The 16,787-nt window shown below is 48.1% G+C and carries 15 protein-coding genes; 10 read left to right on the top strand and 5 right to left on the bottom strand.

What is annotated here, in order from left to right:
* Nucleotides 1-165 precede the first annotated feature (165 nt).
* The 3 genes from GKS34_RS15160 to GKS34_RS23615 are packed head-to-tail and all read right to left on the bottom strand — an operon-like array spanning nt 166 to nt 2,046.
* The gene (locus GKS34_RS15160; RefSeq protein WP_205602085.1) at nt 166-1,086 is read right to left on the bottom strand and encodes an RraA family protein; all 921 of its coding nucleotides are present in this window, start codon (nt 1,084-1,086) and stop codon (nt 166-168) included.
* Nucleotides 1,087-1,129: 43 nt separating this feature from the next.
* A complete protein-coding gene (gene fabG, locus GKS34_RS15155; RefSeq protein WP_163385831.1) occupies nt 1,130-1,876 on the bottom strand; it encodes a 3-oxoacyl-[acyl-carrier-protein] reductase in 747 nt (248 codons plus the stop codon).
* Between the two features lie 41 nt (nt 1,877-1,917).
* Entirely contained in the window at nt 1,918-2,046 is a 129-nt protein-coding gene (locus GKS34_RS23615) for a hypothetical protein (RefSeq protein ID WP_262888580.1), read from the bottom strand.
* Nucleotides 2,047-2,094: 48 nt separating this feature from the next.
* Between GKS34_RS23615 and lpdA the strand changes: the two genes are divergently transcribed.
* The 6 genes from lpdA (at nt 2,095) to GKS34_RS15125 (ending at nt 7,866) form a co-directional block, all read left to right on the top strand.
* Complete coding sequence (gene lpdA, locus GKS34_RS15150) at nt 2,095-3,492, top strand: dihydrolipoyl dehydrogenase (protein WP_163385830.1); 1,398 nt, start codon at nt 2,095-2,097, stop codon at nt 3,490-3,492.
* A 59-nt stretch (nt 3,493-3,551) separates the two neighbouring features.
* A complete protein-coding gene (locus GKS34_RS15145; RefSeq protein WP_163385829.1) occupies nt 3,552-4,085 on the top strand; it encodes an RNA polymerase sigma factor in 534 nt (177 codons plus the stop codon).
* A 32-nt stretch (nt 4,086-4,117) separates the two neighbouring features.
* The gene (locus tag GKS34_RS15140; RefSeq protein WP_240459316.1) at nt 4,118-4,906 is read left to right on the top strand and encodes an anti-sigma factor; all 789 of its coding nucleotides are present in this window, start codon (nt 4,118-4,120) and stop codon (nt 4,904-4,906) included.
* Between the two features lie 95 nt (nt 4,907-5,001).
* Nucleotides 5,002-5,451 carry a DUF2721 domain-containing protein gene (locus GKS34_RS15135; RefSeq protein WP_163385827.1) on the top strand — a complete coding sequence of 150 codons (450 nt, stop codon included), beginning with the start codon at nt 5,002-5,004 and terminating at the stop codon, nt 5,449-5,451.
* Between the two features lie 5 nt (nt 5,452-5,456).
* On the top strand, nt 5,457-6,497 hold the full coding sequence (locus GKS34_RS15130) for a threonine aldolase family protein (protein WP_163385826.1): 1,041 nt from the start codon (nt 5,457-5,459) through the stop codon (nt 6,495-6,497).
* 106 nt (nt 6,498-6,603) lie between these two features.
* Nucleotides 6,604-7,866: a replication-associated recombination protein A gene (locus tag GKS34_RS15125; RefSeq protein ID WP_163385825.1), complete on the top strand. Its 1,263-nt coding sequence runs from the start codon at nt 6,604-6,606 to the stop codon at nt 7,864-7,866.
* Here the strand turns inward: GKS34_RS15125 and GKS34_RS15120 are convergent.
* The gene (locus GKS34_RS15120) at nt 7,860-8,288 is read right to left on the bottom strand and encodes a hypothetical protein (RefSeq protein ID WP_163385824.1); all 429 of its coding nucleotides are present in this window, start codon (nt 8,286-8,288) and stop codon (nt 7,860-7,862) included. The two genes, GKS34_RS15125 and GKS34_RS15120, sit on opposite strands and share 7 nt — an antisense overlap.
* Nucleotides 8,289-8,833: 545 nt before the next feature.
* Between GKS34_RS15120 and GKS34_RS15115 the strand changes: the two genes are divergently transcribed.
* Nucleotides 8,834-9,751 (top strand): ThuA domain-containing protein, encoded by a 918-nt coding sequence (locus GKS34_RS15115; protein ID WP_163385823.1) that lies wholly within the window; start codon nt 8,834-8,836, stop codon nt 9,749-9,751.
* Between the two features lie 722 nt (nt 9,752-10,473).
* On the opposite strand, the gene topA is transcribed toward GKS34_RS15115, so the two are convergent.
* Complete coding sequence (topA, locus tag GKS34_RS15110) at nt 10,474-12,819, bottom strand: type I DNA topoisomerase (RefSeq protein ID WP_163385822.1); 2,346 nt, start codon at nt 12,817-12,819, stop codon at nt 10,474-10,476.
* Nucleotides 12,820-12,988: 169 nt separating this feature from the next.
* On the opposite strand from topA, the gene GKS34_RS15105 reads away from it, so the two are divergent.
* The 3 genes from GKS34_RS15105 to GKS34_RS15095 all read left to right on the top strand — a co-directional run bounded on the left by GKS34_RS15105 (nt 12,989) and on the right by GKS34_RS15095 (nt 16,518).
* Complete coding sequence (locus GKS34_RS15105; RefSeq protein WP_163385821.1) at nt 12,989-13,465, top strand: SixA phosphatase family protein; 477 nt, start codon at nt 12,989-12,991, stop codon at nt 13,463-13,465.
* Between the two features lie 54 nt (nt 13,466-13,519).
* Nucleotides 13,520-14,587 carry an agmatinase family protein gene (locus tag GKS34_RS15100; protein WP_163385820.1) on the top strand — a complete coding sequence of 356 codons (1,068 nt, stop codon included), beginning with the start codon at nt 13,520-13,522 and terminating at the stop codon, nt 14,585-14,587.
* Nucleotides 14,588-15,123: 536 nt separating this feature from the next.
* Nucleotides 15,124-16,518, top strand: a complete 1,395-nt coding sequence (locus GKS34_RS15095; protein WP_163385819.1) for an MATE family efflux transporter — start codon at nt 15,124-15,126, stop codon at nt 16,516-16,518.
* The last annotated feature ends 269 nt before the right edge of the window (nt 16,519-16,787 follow it).

Genomic DNA, 16,787 nt, shown 5'->3' with positions numbered 1-16,787 from the left:
CGCCGTAATCAGGATTACAAATCCTGTTCATCTGTCGTCCGACATTGCAAATGTTGGACAGCGCAGCTTCCAGCTCCTCGAAATTTGTAATTTCGTGGTTCAGATAAAAGGGGATTTGTAATCCCCGGACAGACACGAAATCAGTCCTTTCGGGGGCAATAGCTATTAAGGCTTATTGGGATCTTCCGGCAAGCCATGCTTTTTGAAAAAAGTGGCCGGCTCTTCCGGAATTTCTACGGTTTGGTCGTAGGTCCTGCCGGTTTTTTCAAACAGCTCCCTTCTGCCTTTGATATCATCCACCAGCTCCATATAGGCGATCTGCCCGACCCTGACAGCGACCCTACGGGGAACGACTACCACCCCATCAGAATCGGCTACGATCACATCTCCCGGGTAGACGGTACATCCCCCCACCACTATGGGTCTTTGTACGTCGATCACCTCATTTCTTCCGATACGTTCCCCTCTTCCCCTTTTGGAATAATCGGTGTAAACCGGATTTTTTTGACGGATGATTTCATCAATGTCCCTGACACCACCAGCAGAGACCAGCCCAACCGCTCCTTTCTCCTGCCAGTCCATGATGTTTTTAGAACCGGTTGATCCGGTGTCATTATCATCTCTGTTGTCCATCACCACCACCGAACCTTCTTTGATAAATTCCCCAAAAGGCTCGGTAGATAGTTGGGAGTACCACATGCCCCGCCATTGGCGGTAAACCTCATAATTTTCAGGTTGGGTAAGGTCTGCTCCGGGATGCATGGGCCTGTTGGTCGGGCCATAGCGGACGGTAACGGCTATTCCGGAAAACCGGTGTTCCATGGTTTCCACATCCCGCCACAAAGGGGCAATGCTTGGATCCATCACCCCCACATCCATATAGCCCACCGTGACCAGACCATCGACTACGTCCGTGACGCGGGCTCCTCTGTATAATTCGAGAAGCACCTCGTCCGATACATCGGCAACTTCCTGGGCATAAGCTGAAGTGCCAAAAGCAAGAATTACTGCTACCAATAGTCCCATTAAGAATGGGATAGGCTTGATAGGGAGAAATACCTGGAACGGAAAGGGGGAAAATTTCATGGTTATTTTGGGTTTAATGGTTATTAATTCACGTTTGTGTTCATCAGGTCAGCATGGCGCCGTTTACCTGAAGCGTCTGCCCGGAAATGTATTTGCTCATGTCTGAGCCCAGAAACACACAGGCATCGGCCACTTCTTCCGGCTTTCCGCCGCGTTTCATGGGAATGGCCTCCCTCCAGCCCTGGACGGTCTTTTCGTCCAACACTTCTGTCATTTCCGTTTCTATAAATCCCGGTGCGATGGCGTTGCAGCGGATATTGCGGGATCCCAGCTCCAGCGCTACCGATTTGGTAAAACCGATAATTCCGGCCTTGGAGGCGGCATAATTGGCCTGCCCGGCATTGCCTTTGATGCCTACTACGGAAGTAATATTAATGATGGAACCGGATTTGGCCTTCATCATGGTGCGGGTAACGGCTTTTACGGTATTGAAACAAGACTTCAGGTTGATGTTGATGACCTCGTCCCAGTTTTCTTCGCTCATGCGCATCAGCAGGTTATCGCGGGTAATTCCGGCATTGTTGACCAGAATATCCAGTCCCCCGAATTCGGCTACCACATCGGCGATAAGTTTCTCGGCAGCCTGGAAATCGGAAGCATCAGAGCGAAAGCCCTTGGCCTTGATTCCGTATGTTGCCAGTTCCTTTTCCAGTTGTTCGCCTTTTTCTACACTGGACAAAAAAGTAAAAGCCACGTCTGCTCCTTCTTCCGCAAAGCGAATGGCAATGGCCCTTCCAATGCCTTTGGAAGCCCCGGTTACCAAGGCTTTTTTTCCTGTAAGTAATCCCATATTCAAAATTTTTATGTTTTTTCTTTTCCAAAAATAGGTATTTATTCCAAAACATCGGAAAGGAGATCGCAATTAATGCTTTTGCCTTCTTTGGAGTTTTGGTTCTGTTCGGCGCTTTCATTGGGTTTCTGTCTGCTTTGATTATCAAAACCAAATTTTTTTCTGAACATTATTATTATAAATTTGCATAGCTAAAAAAGAATATAAAATCGAATCATATGTCTTCAACAAAATTTGATGTCATCGTGCTGGGCTCCGGCCCAGGAGGTTATGTAGCAGCAATCCGGGCTTCTCAACTGGGGCTGAAAGTGGCCGTGGTCGAAGCAGAGGAACTCGGAGGGATTTGCCTCAACTGGGGCTGTATCCCAACCAAGGCCCTGATAAAAAGCGCTCAGGTATTTGAATACATCAACCACGCGGCAGACTACGGGATTTCCGTAGAAAAAGCCAGTGTCAATTTTGAAGACATGATCAAAAGAAGCCGCGACGTCGCCAATGGTATGAGCAAGGGCGTGCAGTTTTTGATGAAGAAAAATAAAATCGAACAGCTTTTGGGCTGGGGAAAAGTAAAGTCCGGAAAAAAGGTAGAGGTAGAAGACAAAGACGGAAAGAAAACCGAATACAGCGCAGACCATATCATCATTGCCACTGGCGGCAGGTCCAAGGAATTGCCCGCGCTGAAAATTGACAATAAAAAGATTGTGGGCTACCGCAAAGCCATGACATTGGACAAAATGCCCAAAAAGATGGTCGTAGTGGGGTCCGGTGCCATTGGAGTGGAGTTTGCCTACGTGTATCGCTCCATCGGGGTGGAAGTGACCATCGTGGAATTTCTGGACCGCATCGTGCCAAACGAAGACGAAGAGGTGTCCAAAGCATTGGAGAAAATTTACAAGAAAAAGGGCATTGAAATCATGACCAGTGCCGAAGTTACCCAGGTGGATACCAAAGGATCCGGCTGCAAGGTGACTGTCAAAACCAAAGACGGAGAAGAAAAAATCGACTGCGATGTGGTATTGTCTGCCGTAGGGGTGGTATCCAACGTGGAAAATTGTGGATTGGAAGATGTAGGCATACTAGTGGATAAAGGCAAGATAAAAGTTGACGAATATTACAACACCAATATGCCCGGCTATTACGCCATTGGAGATGTAGTGGCCGGTCCGGCATTGGCCCATGTGGCATCTGCCGAAGGAATTATCTGCGTAGAAAAGATCGCTGGTGAGAACCCGCAGCCACTGGATTACAATAACATTCCCGGTTGTACCTATTGCCTTCCGGAGATTTCCTCTGTAGGATATACCGAAGCACAGGCAAAAGAAGCCGGATACGAATTGAAAATTGGTAAATTCCCCTTTTCAGCTTCCGGCAAAGCTTCCGCTGCAGGCGCCAAGGATGGCTTCGTGAAATTGATTTTCGATGCCAAATATGGCGAACTTCTGGGAGCGCATATGATCGGTTACAACGTGACCGAAATGATTGCGGAAATTGTGGCTATCCGCAAACTGGAAACTACGGGCCACGAAATTATCAAGACGGTGCATCCACACCCTACCATGTCAGAGGCGGTAATGGAAGCAGCAGCGGCTGCTTATGGGGAAGTAATTCACCTGTAAGCTCATGGCGATTGCTGGAAAGCAAAGAAGTTTAACTACCACCTACGGATAACGTTTTTTTGGAAGAACAGGATTTAATAAAGGGGTTACAAGCCAGTGACCGGCAGGTGCAGGAATATTTATACGAGAAATATTCCAGAGCACTGTATGGAGTTATCCGCCGGATAATTTTCGACCAGGAACTGGCCGAGGAGGTGTTTCACGATGCCTTTCTCAAAATCACCAAAAAGATCGGTTCTTACGATGAAACAAAAGGCCGACTGTATACCTGGATGGCTAATATCTGCCGTAATGCCGCCATAGACAAAACACGGTCTCGGGAATTTTCTGAAAGTAGTAAGACCAATACCATAGATGACTACGTATATGGAATGGAAAGCGAATCCGGAACGGCATCAGCCGTTGACGGCATCGGGGTCAGAGAACTTATGGAAGATTTAAATGAAGAACAGCGCCTGGTAATGGAGTGCATTTACTTTAAAGGGTACACGCACACGGAAGTGGCCGAAGCACATGCCATTCCCCTGGGAACAGTAAAGTCCCGGGTCCGCTCGGCCTTGCAGGTATTAAAAAAGAAAGCTGATAAAATCTAGTGGATATCCAAGCCTACATATCGTCCGGTAAATTGGAACTGTTCGTACTGGGAGACCTAAACGAAACGGAGCAGCAGGAAGTGCTGTCCCTGGCCAAAAAATATCCCGAAATTCAACAGGAGATCGAGGACATTGAAGCGGCCATGTTTGCCTTTGATACCGCATCGGGCAGTGAGCCCTCCAATGCCGTAAAGAATAAGATTTTTGCCAGCCTGGATGCAGAACGCGAAACCGAGACCTCACCAAAGGAATTGGAAGAGAAAGAGGTGAGATTGTATCCCGCAGCGAATCCCTGGAAACCTTTTGCTGTGGCGGCCTCCCTGACGGCAGTATTAGCGATTGGTGCAGCTGCTTATTTTGGGTACCGCTACTATGAGGCAGAAGAGCGCGTATTGCTGGCGCTGGAACAAAATGCCACCCTGGCCGATAACCTCCAACGTACACAAGTCAGATTGGATCAGTTGGATGCCGATACGAAACAATTGCTTTCCGGTAATTTTGACAGGGTGCCCATGAAAGGAGAGGGTCTTCCGATGCAGGAGGATGCGCGGGTAGATGTCTTTTGGGACCGGGAAAGCAGCGAAGTGTTTCTTTCTGTAAATCAACTCGCCGAGCTGGATGAAAACAGCGATTACCAGCTTTGGGCCATAGGAGAAGATGGTCCCGTAGGAATTGGATTGGTAAACCCGGCAGAGAAGTTGAACCTGCAAGCCATGCAGGCTGCCGGAGAAGTACAGGCCTTTGCCATTACCATCGAACCCAAAGGAGGCAGTGAAAGTCCTACCCTCGAAAAACTAGTGGTTTTGGGAGAAGTTTCCTGATCTGGAACTCAAAAAAAATTCCAGAGACCGCATCCAATGTTGATGGGGTTTTTATTTTGTTTTAACTTGCAGCCGGAACCGTTCGCAACCCACACATGGAACTACAATTATCAACCCCCGGTCTGCTATTTTCAGCCATTACCCTGCTGATGCTAGCCTATACCAACCGCTTTTTGGCGATGGCAAACCTGATTCGGGGCCTTCATAAAAAGTACCTGGAAAATAGCGGACAGGAAAAGGTCTTAATTGGGCAGATCAAAAACTTGAGAAAACGGCTGAATATGATCAAAAACATGCAGATTTTTGGCGTCTTGAGCTTTTTACTGTGCGTGATTTGCATGTTTTTGCTTTATCAGGATTTTATTACCGCTGCAAATTGGATTTTTATGGGCAGCATGCTCTGCTTGCTGGTTTCCCTTGCCATTTCTCTATTTGAATTACAAATTTCTACCAATGCCCTGAACCTGGAGCTGCTGGACATGGAAGATGTGCTTAGCAGACAGACTGGTACGGGACTGGATCAATTCTTTACTAAAAAAGACTAAAACGAATGCATCAGCAAGATTGGGTCATAGACCTGCGTAGCGACACCCTTACCCAGCCCACCCGGGAAATGAAAGAAGCCATGATGATGGCCAGCCTGGGAGACGATGTATTCGGAGAAGACCCTACTGTCCGGCAACTGGAGGGCAAGCTGGCAGGGATTTTTGGAATGGAAGCAGGTCTGTTTTGTCCCTCCGGGACCATGAGTAATCAAATTGCCATCCGGCTCCACACACGGCCGCAAACAGAACTGATCTGCCACAAAGATTCTCATATTTACCTGTACGAAGGCGGCGGGATCATGTCCAATAGTCATGCCTCAGTGAAGCTACTGGACGGAGAGGCAGGGAAGATACAGGCAGAAGCCATCCGTGAGGCCATTAATCCCGATGACGATCACGTCCCGGAAACCGCCTTGGTATCCCTGGAAAACACCATGAACAAAGGAGGCGGAAGCGTTTATTTTCTAGACGAAATCCGACCCATCCGGCAGTTATGCAAGGAAACCGGCCTGAAGCTGCACCTGGACGGGGCCCGCTTGTTCAATGCCCTGATCCATTCCGGTGAACGTGCCCACGACTGGGGCAAAATGTGCGATACCATCTCTCTGTGCCTTAGCAAAGGACTGGGTTGCCCGGTGGGTTCGGTGCTGCTGGGTAGTCATGCGGATATAAAAAAGGCCAGAAAAATTCGAAAGGCCCTCGGCGGAGGCATGCGGCAGGCAGGAATGTTGGCAGCAGCAGGCATTTACGCACTGGATCACCACGTGGCCAGACTGGAGGATGATCACGAGCGTGCCCGGGTAGTAGGGGAGATTTTGGGTAAAATTCCCAATGTTACCGAGGTACTGCCGGTGCTTACCAATATCGTCATTGTCCGGTTGGAGAAAGTAAGCCCGGAATCCTTTTTGGAACAACTGGCCGAAAAAAATATAAGGGCCGTGAAATTCGGCAAAGACCGGATACGGATGGTTACTCATCTGGACCTGGAGGACCGACACCTGGAGGCGCTGGAAGAACGGCTATCCCGGTGGAAAGCCAAATTTTGATTTCAGTGTAGGCCAATTCCTTCCAGACCAGCAACGCATAAGCTGCCAAAAGCGATGTTTCCCGGATAGGGCACGCGTTTTGATCAACTCTAAAATAAAGGAAAACATGGACCAAACCCCATTGGCGGAACGTATGCGGCCGACCAGGCTGGAAGAACTGATTGGACAAGAACACCTGTCCAAACCCGGAACCTTTCTACACAATGCCATTCGTACCGGCTCGGTACCTTCCCTGATTTTATGGGGGCCTCCCGGAGTAGGAAAGACCACCATCGCCAATATCATTGCCAACGAGGTAAAAGCCCCTTTCTATACACTGAGTGCCATCAGTTCCGGTGTCAAAGATATTCGGGAAGTCATCCAAAAAGCCCGTTTTCAGCAAGGGGTGGTGTTATTTATTGATGAGATCCACCGGTTCAATAAGTCCCAGCAGGACGCCTTGTTGGGGGCAGTGGAAAAAGGAATCATTCGATTGATAGGTGCTACCACCGAAAACCCTTCCTTTGAAGTGAATGCGGCATTGCTCTCCCGATGCCAGATTTTTACTTTAAATCCACTGGGCAGGGAAGAACTGGAAGCCATGATGCTGCAGGCCCTGGAAAAAGACCCTTTGTTGAAAAAAGTATCCGTCGAGTTAAAGGAAACCGATGCCTTGTTGCGGATTTCCGGAGGGGATGGAAGGAAGCTGCTCAACCTGTTGGAAATTGTCATAGACAGCTTCAAGGATGAAAAGGTTGTCATTGAAAACGAACGGGTCATGCAAGTTGCCCAGCAGAAGGTAGCTCTGTACGATAAATCCGGAGAGCAGCATTACGATATCATTTCGGCTTTTATCAAATCCATCCGCGGATCGGACCCCAATGCGGCGGTTTACTGGCTGGCCCGTATGATTGAAGGAGGGGAAGACGTGAAATTTATTGCACGCAGGCTGCTTATCCTTGCCTCTGAGGATATCGGAAATGCCAATCCCAATGCCCTTTTGCTTGCCACCAATTGTTTCCAGGCCGTCAACGTCATCGGTTATCCGGAATCCCGGATCATTCTGTCCCAATGTGTAACCTATCTGGCCGCTTCTCCAAAAAGCAATGCCAGCTATATGGCCATCAATCAGGCACAAACCTTGGTCAGGCAGGAAGGAGACTTGCCCGTGCCCCTGCACCTGCGCAATGCGCCTACCAAATTGATGAAGGATCTGGATTACGGCAAATCCTATCGGTATGCTCATGATTTCGAAAACAATTTTGTACTACAGGAATTCCTTCCGGATAAAATTGCGCGGACCAAACTATACGATCCCGGCAATAATCCCCGTGAAAATGAATTGAGAAAGCAGCTTCAAAAGTTGTGGGGCAAGAAATACGGCTATTGATCCTCTTTGCCAAAGGTGTATCGCAGACCAAACAGCGCCCTGACGAAGAAATTAAAAGCATACATGGGTGTTCCTTCCAATACCACCGCAAATTGCCTGTGATTGGCAATGGGTTTGATACTTAGGCCCAGGGGTACGCCAAATCTCCCATTATCGATTTCCGAATAGCCCACCATAAGTCCTGCATGCACATTGTACCAATCCGTTTGTTTCAGGTTGTAATGCCCCAGGGCTTCCAGTCCCAGGTAGGGGTTTACCTCGCCTCCGGCAAGGATACGAGCCTCTCCGAAAAAGGACTTTTCCGGGTCCGTTCCCACACCGATGTGGCTTAAAATCCCTCCCTGATAAAGTCCCACCTGTACCTGGGAATAAGCTGATGAAAAGAGACCAAAGGCAAAAAATAATAAGAATAAATGTTTCATAGCGCTTTTAACTTGGGTGCAAACATAATGAATAATTTCGTTTGAAGAAATGTTTTATTAGTGTTCAACCTGTATTTTTGGTAGGAGAAAACGGCACTGTTATGTGTCTTTTACGGGCGGAAAATTGCAACGGCGTCAATGTCTCCTTATCAAGCTGTTTGGCTAAACAGGGGGTAAGCGTGGTATGCGCCGATTCCCTTGCAGGATCCTTTCTAATGCCCGGCTGCGGGAAAATTCAGTGTCAACAGTGCTTCTCGAAACAAGTAAAACCCGACGGGGGCATCAGCCAATCTATCTCCCGATAAAAAAGGAATTCCCTTGCCTTCAGCCGGAAGGAACACGATTTTAACACAGAACAGGCTTTTGACCGTTGGTACGATCAATTTTTTGAGCTATCTTCACCATCTGTTTTGTTCCCATTAGCTAATAAGGGTTCATTTCACGTTTTCTGATTTAATGACAGGATCGCGTTAACTTATTCATATTCTGTCACAGTATTAATAGATTTATTAACAAAATAACCAATGATTTACCAGGTATTTACAATGAAAAAGACAATCTACACCTTACTTTTCTTTCTATTTACGGGCAGTATTTTCGCCCAGGGCCAAAAAGATTTTCCGGTAACCGAGGAATGGCTGGAGAAAATAGAATCGTTGGCGCCTGCTGATACAAGGATACAGGCATCTGTAAAAAAAATCATGGTTTTTTCCCAACATACTGGATTTTATCATTGGACCATTCCCCACAACGATGAAATGCTGAAAATACTGGCCAAAAAAACAGGTGCCTTTGATATTACCATTGCCCGGGATATCGATAGTTTCGATAAAAAGAATTTAAAGCAGTACGACGCGGTCATTCTGAATAATTCCAACCCTTCCGGTCCGGATCGGGATCTTTTCGCAGATCTCCTGAAAAAAAATTCCAGTTATGACGAGGCGACCATAGCTGAATTGTCCGCACAATACGAGAACAATTTGATGGACTACGTGGCTAAAGGTGGTGGTTTAATGATCCTGCACGGAGCGATCACAGTGCAAAACAATTCGGAAAAGTTCAGCGCCATGGTCGGGGGAAGCTTTGACTATCACCCCAAACAACAGGAGATGCACGTGAAAGAGGTAGACCCCGATCATCCCCTGGTACAAGCTTTTGAAGGCAATGGCTTTACCCATATTGACGAACCATACTTTTTTAAGAACGCCTATTTTGATTACAACTTCCGACCGCTCTTGTACATCGAAGCCGATCAATTGGAAGGAAAAAGAGCGGAAGTCAGCAACAATACCATTTACGTGGCCTGGATCAAAAAACATGGTAAGGGCAGGGTATTTTACACTTCCCCTTCTCATAATGCCCAAAGCATGGACAATCCCGAGTTGCTTCAGTTTTTCCTGGACGGCATGCAATACGTAGTAGGCGACCTGCCTGCCGACGACAGCCCAATGGAAGTTAATTAAGCTAACGTTTTCAAGTGGAGAGTGAAGGTATCGGTTTTGTGCAGCTATTTAACGCGCCAAACGGGTCTTTCCAGGAATTCGCTTGATTCCTACCCTTAGTGTATCAAAGAACCGCATCCTTGTTTAGGGGCGGTTTTTTTTGTTTTTGCGGTTCGCCACGATAGACATTTGGACAAGTTACATTGTCTACTCAATCCACAAAGGTTTCTTTGAGTACCCCCCTTCTGGGATCGATAGTATGACCCAATCTCCAGAAGCGTAATTCTTGCGAGGCATGCCATTCAGGTTCAACCCCTTCCGGGGTTGAAGGTATTTGGTAGTCCATGAGCCGTGGGCTGCACCCACGGTTAGTGTTGTTCAGGCCCTTCAGGCCTGCCTTTACTGAGGGAATCAACAACGACTAAGAAAAGTTTCTAGAAAAAATTACTTCCTATTGAGCCCAATCCAATGGAGTGAAGTCTCGCATCAATTCCCCGGAGACAAGCCCCCATTCGCCTCCGAAGCCTGAAAGGCTTCAACAACAATAACCCCGGGCGAAACCCGGGGATTATGAGCCGGTCTATCCTGCCCGCAACCCCGGAGTGGGTTGAACATTTCGAAAAAGCATTGTATTTCGTAACTTTCTTTAAACGCTAACTCCTTGATCTAATGAGCGGTTACAGACAAGTACGCTATCATTCAGTAGTAGGAAATAAAAATAGAAACGAAACCGTTCCCAATACTCATTTCTTCGTTTTCTTTTTCGCTGCCGCCGCTTTCTTGGGCTTGGCTTTTCCCTTTTTGGCATCTCCCTGGTTCTCGATTATTTCCATGGTTTCGGCATAGGTAAGGGTTTCAGCCTCTTTGTCTTTCGGGATTTTATAATTGCTTTTACCCATTTTGATATAGGGGCCCCAGCGACCGTTTAGGATCTGCAATTCGGGGTTTTCGTCAAAGGACTTGATATGCTTTTTGGCATCGGCTTCCCGTTTGGCCTTGATCAGTTCGATGGCTTCCTCTTCGCTTACAGAGAGTGGATCGTATTCTTTTCCCAGTGAAACGAACTTCCCATCGTGCCGGATATAGGGACCAAAACGTCCGATCGCCGCTACAATTTTCTTGTCCTCAAAATGCCCCACATCCCGGGGCAATTTGAAGAGCTCCAGCGCATCTTCCAGGGTCATGCTTTCAATAAACTGCCCTTTCAGCATGCTGGCAAATTGTTTTTCCTCGTCTTCCTGGTCACCAATCTGCACCAGGGGGCCGAATTTGCCCAGACGGGCGATGATCTTTTTACCCGTTTTGGGATCGATCCCCAGTTCCTTGGAGGAATTGACATCGGTACGTTTGATATTTTCCGTTTGCTCCACCTTGGAATGGAACGCCCCATAAAAATTCTGGATCATTTCCTCCCAGGGCTGCTCACCATGGGCAATGTGATCAAACTCCTTTTCCACCTTGGCGGTAAAGGAAAAATCAATCACGTTGGGAAAATGTTCCACCAGAAAATCGTTCACCACCATGGCAATATTGGTAGGGAAGAGCTTGTTTTTTTCTGTTCCGGTGGTTTCGGTTTTAACGGCAGATACAAATTCTCCGCCTTTGATTACCATCTCGGTGTATTTCCTGGGTGTTCCTTCCCTGGATTCCTTCAGTACGTAGTTTCGCTTTTGTATGGTGGAAATGGTCGGTGCATAGGTAGAAGGACGTCCGATACCCATTTCTTCTAATTTTTTTACCAAGGAGGCTTCTGTGTACCGGGCAGGTGGACGGGTAAAAGACTGCCTGCCCTTCATTTCTATCAGTTCCAATTCCTGTCCCACGGTCAAAGGAGGAAGCAAGCCTTTAGCGGTGGATTCTTCCTCGTCTTCCTCGTCCGTGCTTTCCAGGTACACTTTCAGGAATCCCTGAAATTTGATAACCTCTCCGCTGGCGCTCAGGGTTTGATCGGCATTGGAGATGGCGATGGAAACGTTGGTTTTTTCCAGTTGGGCATCTGCCATCTGGGAGGCAATGGCCCGCTTCCAGATCAGTTCGTACAGGCGCTGCTCGTTGCGGTCCTTACCGGCTTCGGTGACTGAAAAATCAGTGGGGCGAATCGCTTCGTGTGCTTCCTGCGCTCCCTCGGATTTGGAAGTGAATTTGCGTTTGTGGTGGTATTCGTTTCCAAAAGCTCCCTTGATCTCGCCCTCAGCACTCTTCAGCGCGTCTTCGGAAAGGTTTACGCTGTCGGTACGCATATAGGTGATCTTACCGGACTCGTAGAGTTTCTGGGCAATGTTCATGGTTTGTGCCACCGAAAAATACAGCTTTCTACTGGCCTCTTGTTGCAGGGTAGAAGTGGTAAAGGGGGCGGCGGGTGTTTTTTTCGCTGGCTTGGTTTCCAGCGATTTGATGGAAAAATCTGCCTCCAGGCAATTTTTCAGAAAGGCCTCGGCTTCTTCCTTTGTATCGAATTTCTTGGGCAATTCCGCCTGCAGTTGCTTGCCTTCCACATCAAACAAAGCGGTAATTTTATAGGAGGAGGTGGCGTTGAATTTTTCGATTTCCCGTTCCCGGTCCACGATAAAGCGCACGGCCACGGACTGCACACGGCCTGCGGAGAGGCCGGCTTTTATTTTCTTCCATAAGACAGGCGAAAGCTCGAAGCCCACCAAACGGTCCAGAATACGTCGGGCTTGCTGGGCGTTGACCAGGTCCAGGTCGATTTTTCGCGGAGATTCCAGGGCCTTGATAATGGCGGATTTGGTTATTTCCCGGAATACAATACGTTTGGTATTTTCATCCGATAGGTTGAGCACTTCCTTTAAATGCCAGGAAATGGCCTCTCCTTCGCGGTCATCGTCACTTGCCAGGAAGATGGTCTCTGCCTCCTTCACTAATTTTTTTAATTCACGGATTACTTCCTTTTTATCCGGGCTGACCTCGTAGGTAGGCTTGAATTTATTTTTTATGTCAATCGCATTTTCCCCTTTCGGCAGATCCCGAACATGCCCATAACTGGAAGTGACTTTAAAGTCCTTTCCAAGATAACCTTCTATGGTCTTGGCTTTTGCAGGGGACTCGACTATGACTAAATTCTTTGGCATGGTTGATTTCGTTAAAGATAAAAATACATGGGATCAGGTAAATATCCACTAATGATGGCCTAAAAATAGACGTCATATAATTAGCTTCCAAATATTCCCCCCCTGCAATTTTTATTGCCGGGGGAAAATCTACATATTTAATTTTTAAAGTGCAGACCAACGAAAGCTTATGGTTAAGGAATTATTACTGGCCCGGCACGGGCAGGCAGAGGCCCCTTCTTTTGCACTGGATGACAAAGACAGGAAGTTGACTCCTGCCGGGATTCAGCAATTGGAGCGACTGGGAAAAATGTTGGCTATCAACGGGCAATCTTGCGATTATCTGGTCCACAGTCCGGCAAAGCGCTGCCAGAATACGGCCGAGATCCTTGCCCGCGAATTAAAGGTAAAAACCCTGGTCTCTGTTTCCAGCATCTATCGCGCCGGCCGGGACGAACTACTCCGGGCAATTACCGATATTCCGACGGGCGTAAATCATGCGCTGTTGGTAGGGCATAACCCTGCCATTAGTCAGATTGCGGCTTACCTTACCGGGGAATCCCACCTGGTATTCTCGCCCGGAATGATGGCTCGCATTCATTTTCAGGAGATGGATTGGGAAGCAATCTCAAAAAATGCAGGTACCCTGGAGGAAATCCTGCAATAACGCAGTTCAGGTTTCTTCGATTATTTTTCAATTCTTTAAATACAATCCACACACATGTCAGTTAGAAATGCGTCTATTACCAATTTTGACCCAAATGGCTTGGGGATCTCAGGAAAATTGTTTGGACTTCCCTTCGAGCCCGAAAACAGCCAATTGACGATACTGCCGGTGCCTTGGGAGGTGACGGTGTCCTACAGTTCCGGTACGGCCCGAGGACCCGCAGCCATTCTTGAAGCTTCCGTACAGGTGGATCTGTTTCAGGAAGATATCCGAAATGCCTGGAAGTTGGGGATTTCCATGTTGCCACTGGATCAGGATATCGAAGCAGCAAATAATAAGTACCGCTTTTTGGCCGACAAATACATCCAATGGTTGCAGGCCGGCTCGCAGCAGGATCAGGATGAACGCTTTGCTGCTGTTCCGGAAATCGTTAATGGCGCCTGTCGGGAAATGAACGAATGGGTGTACCAGCAGGCAAAAGATCAATTGGAGCAAGGTAAGCTAGTTGGTGTCCTGGGCGGAGACCACAGTACCCCGTTGGGGCTGGTACAGGCCCTGGCAGATAAAAATGAAGCTTTCGGCATCCTGCAAATCGATGCCCATGCGGATCTGCGGATGGCCTATGAAGGTTTTGAATTTTCACATGCTTCGATTTCGCAAAATTTTCTAAAAATTCCGCAGGTGCAGCGCCTGGTACAGGTAGGAATTCGGGATTTTTGCGAACAGGAATGGAATCTTAGCCAATCCGATGCCCGTTGCCGGCTGTTTACTGACAGCAACCTGAAGGAGCAATTGTACAAGGGTAAAACCTGGGATACACTTTGCCGGGAAATCATCGCAGATTTACCAGAGCAGGTATACCTAAGCATCGACATTGACGGTTTGATTCCACAGCTTTGCCCGAATACCGGTACCCCGGTGCCCGGAGGACTGGACTATCAGCAACTGATGCATTTAATTAAACTCATGGTAACATCCGGCAGGAAACTGATTGGATTTGACCTGGTAGAAGTAGCACCCGGCACCAATGGAGGCGAATGGGATGCCAACGTAGGAGCCCGGATCCTGTACCGCATAGCCAATCTGGCAGCTGTCTCGCAGGGCAAGTTGGAATGGGCGTAATGTAGACCGGAGCTGGTTTTTTGGTAAAAACAGGTTTTAAAAGAAAAATTCCCCCTTCACCTTCCGTCGCGGTGGAGGGACTTGTGTGCTTCGGATTAGCGGAATCAAAAAGCGTTGCCTTCCTAAGCCCGATTACATTACCCAATTTCGTCAACAAATCACATTTTCAGTAAATTCCTCCCGACTTTGGTCGGGACAGGCTCTTCTCAAAGGGGGACTGGTGGATTTAAGGACTAAATAAGCTGGCATAATTAAGAAAAGCTTTTTTATCCGCTTCCATCCTAGCATGAGTTAGTCTGGCTCGGTGTAGCAGCAATGTTCCCGCCCTGCCACTGGTTGGTCCCGGTTTACAGCTCCCTGTTCCGCAGTAAATCTAAATTTCCGTTCCCGTGACAAGAAAAAATCCGGTACAATATTCCGATATTTGCTGCTCAATTTTTTCTCCATGAAATCGACCAGGACGAAAACGCCACACACTGGGATGATTATCAACCATGCGAGATTCCATCTGACCGCTGAAAAAAAAATATAAACAGATGAAAAAGCACATCCCTTTCTGGCAATTGATAGCAGAATCCATCCGGGGAAAGGAGCAGGACTATACCCGTATCCCAATAAAAACGGGGATAGTGCTGCTAGCGGTCCCCATGATTCTGGAAATGATTATGGAATCCCTGTTTGCCGTGGTGGACATTTTTTTTGTGGGCAGGCTGGGAGAGGATGCCGTGGCCACGGTGGGACTTACCGAAGCGGTACTCACCATTATCTATTCTCTGGGAGTGGGCATCAGTATGGCCGGTACGGCCATGGTGGCCCGCCGTTTTGGCGAGAAAAACTACCAGCGGGCTGGTACCGTTGCCTTTCAATTGCTGCTGGTAGGCGTGTTGGCTTCCCTGGCATTGGGCATGGGAGGATACTTTTACTCCCGGGAAATACTGGCCATCATGGGAGCGGAAATGCAGGTGTTGCAAATGGGAACGGCCTATACGGAAATCATTTTTGCAGGAAACACCGCCATTATGCTTCTGTTTCTAATTAATGGAATTTTCAGGGGTGCCGGCGCCCCCCATCTGGCCATGCGGGCGCTTTGGATTTCCAATGGCTTGAACATCGTTTTGGATCCCCTTTTGATTTTTGGTCTGGGTTCATTCGATGGCTTTGGTCTGGTAGGCGCCGCCTGGGCCACCACCATCGGAAGGAGTGTGGGCGTGGTGTACCAGATGTACCATTTGATAAACGGAAAACACCGCCTGGTCATTGGACGGCAAAACCTGAAAGTACGCTGGGTGACCCTGCAAAAAATCATTCGCATATCCGTCGGGGGAATGGGGCAGTTTCTGGTGGATTCGGCTGCTTGGATTGTCCTTACCCGGATCGCTGCGGAATTTGGAAGTGCTGCGGTGGCTGGTTATACCATTGCCTTCCGGATATTGCTCTTTAGCCTGATGCCAGCATGGGGGCTTTCCGCCGCCGCTGCCACGCTGGTAGGACAGAACCTGGGGGCCGGAAAAGCTTTCCGGGCAGAACTTTCTACCTACCTGACGGCCCGCTATAACTTTATTTTTCTGGCCTGCGTCACCCTTGTTTACCTGCTGTTTGCAGATAGCCTGGCAGGAATATTTGTGCAAGGAGAGGAAGTGAGGGAGATTGCAGCCACCGGACTGAAAGTAACCGTTTTGGGCTATATCTTTTATGCCGTGGGCATGGTAATGGTGCAGGCTTTTAATGGCGCCGGCGACACCAGAACCCCTGCCTATATCAATGTTGGGGTGTTTTGGTTGCTGGAAATTCCCATGGCCTATGTCCTGGCGATTACCTACAACCTGGGAACGCTGGGGATCTTTAGTACGATAGCCTTTTGCCATTCGCTTCACGCTGTGATTGCGTTATGGTTTTTTCGAAAAGGGCGATGGAAGTTTGCGAAGGCCTGAGTGTACTGTGGGCGGGGGAGACTTAGAGATGCTGGGACGTAGGGACTTAGCGAGGGGGAGGTGCTTGGCTGCCACAGATAGCGAATAGGTGACGAACAAAAAAAACAACCACCGCCATTACCCGATGACTCGTCCTCCTGAAACAAACGACGACGGGGTAAAAACAAAACTACCGATCGTTCAGCGGACCGGTAGTTAGTTTAGGTAAAATAGGTATTGATAAGGTAAATATCTTTTTTAGTTATATCCCTTCAACAGTGTAAAACTAA

The sequence above is a fragment of the Cyclobacterium jeungdonense genome, from assembly GCF_010994275.1.
Classification (GTDB): domain Bacteria; phylum Bacteroidota; class Bacteroidia; order Cytophagales; family Cyclobacteriaceae; genus Cyclobacterium; species Cyclobacterium jeungdonense.
This window is presented reverse-complemented; position numbering and strand designations above follow the sequence as displayed.

Bases quoted from the DNA above. Each gene is read 5' to 3' on its own strand.
- GKS34_RS15160 (WP_205602085.1), bottom strand. From the start codon at position 1,086: ATGAAATTTTCCCCCTTTCCGTTCCAGGTATTTCTCCCTATCAAGCCT.
- fabG (WP_163385831.1), bottom strand. From the start codon at position 1,876: ATGGGATTACTTACAGGAAAAAAAGCCTTGGTAACCGGGGCTTCCAAA.
- GKS34_RS23615 (WP_262888580.1), bottom strand. From the start codon at position 2,046: ATGTTCAGAAAAAAATTTGGTTTTGATAATCAAAGCAGACAGAAACCC.
- lpdA (WP_163385830.1), top strand. From the start codon at position 2,095: ATGTCTTCAACAAAATTTGATGTCATCGTGCTGGGCTCCGGCCCAGGA.
- GKS34_RS15135 (WP_163385827.1), top strand. From the start codon at position 5,002: ATGGAACTACAATTATCAACCCCCGGTCTGCTATTTTCAGCCATTACC.
- GKS34_RS15130 (WP_163385826.1), top strand. From the start codon at position 5,457: ATGCATCAGCAAGATTGGGTCATAGACCTGCGTAGCGACACCCTTACC.
- GKS34_RS15125 (WP_163385825.1), top strand. From the start codon at position 6,604: ATGGACCAAACCCCATTGGCGGAACGTATGCGGCCGACCAGGCTGGAA.
- GKS34_RS15120 (WP_163385824.1), bottom strand. From the start codon at position 8,288: ATGAAACATTTATTCTTATTATTTTTTGCCTTTGGTCTCTTTTCATCA.
- GKS34_RS15115 (WP_163385823.1), top strand. From the start codon at position 8,834: ATGAAAAAGACAATCTACACCTTACTTTTCTTTCTATTTACGGGCAGT.
- topA (WP_163385822.1), bottom strand. From the start codon at position 12,819: ATGCCAAAGAATTTAGTCATAGTCGAGTCCCCTGCAAAAGCCAAGACC.
- GKS34_RS15105 (WP_163385821.1), top strand. From the start codon at position 12,989: ATGGTTAAGGAATTATTACTGGCCCGGCACGGGCAGGCAGAGGCCCCT.
- GKS34_RS15100 (WP_163385820.1), top strand. From the start codon at position 13,520: ATGTCAGTTAGAAATGCGTCTATTACCAATTTTGACCCAAATGGCTTG.
- GKS34_RS15095 (WP_163385819.1), top strand. From the start codon at position 15,124: ATGAAAAAGCACATCCCTTTCTGGCAATTGATAGCAGAATCCATCCGG.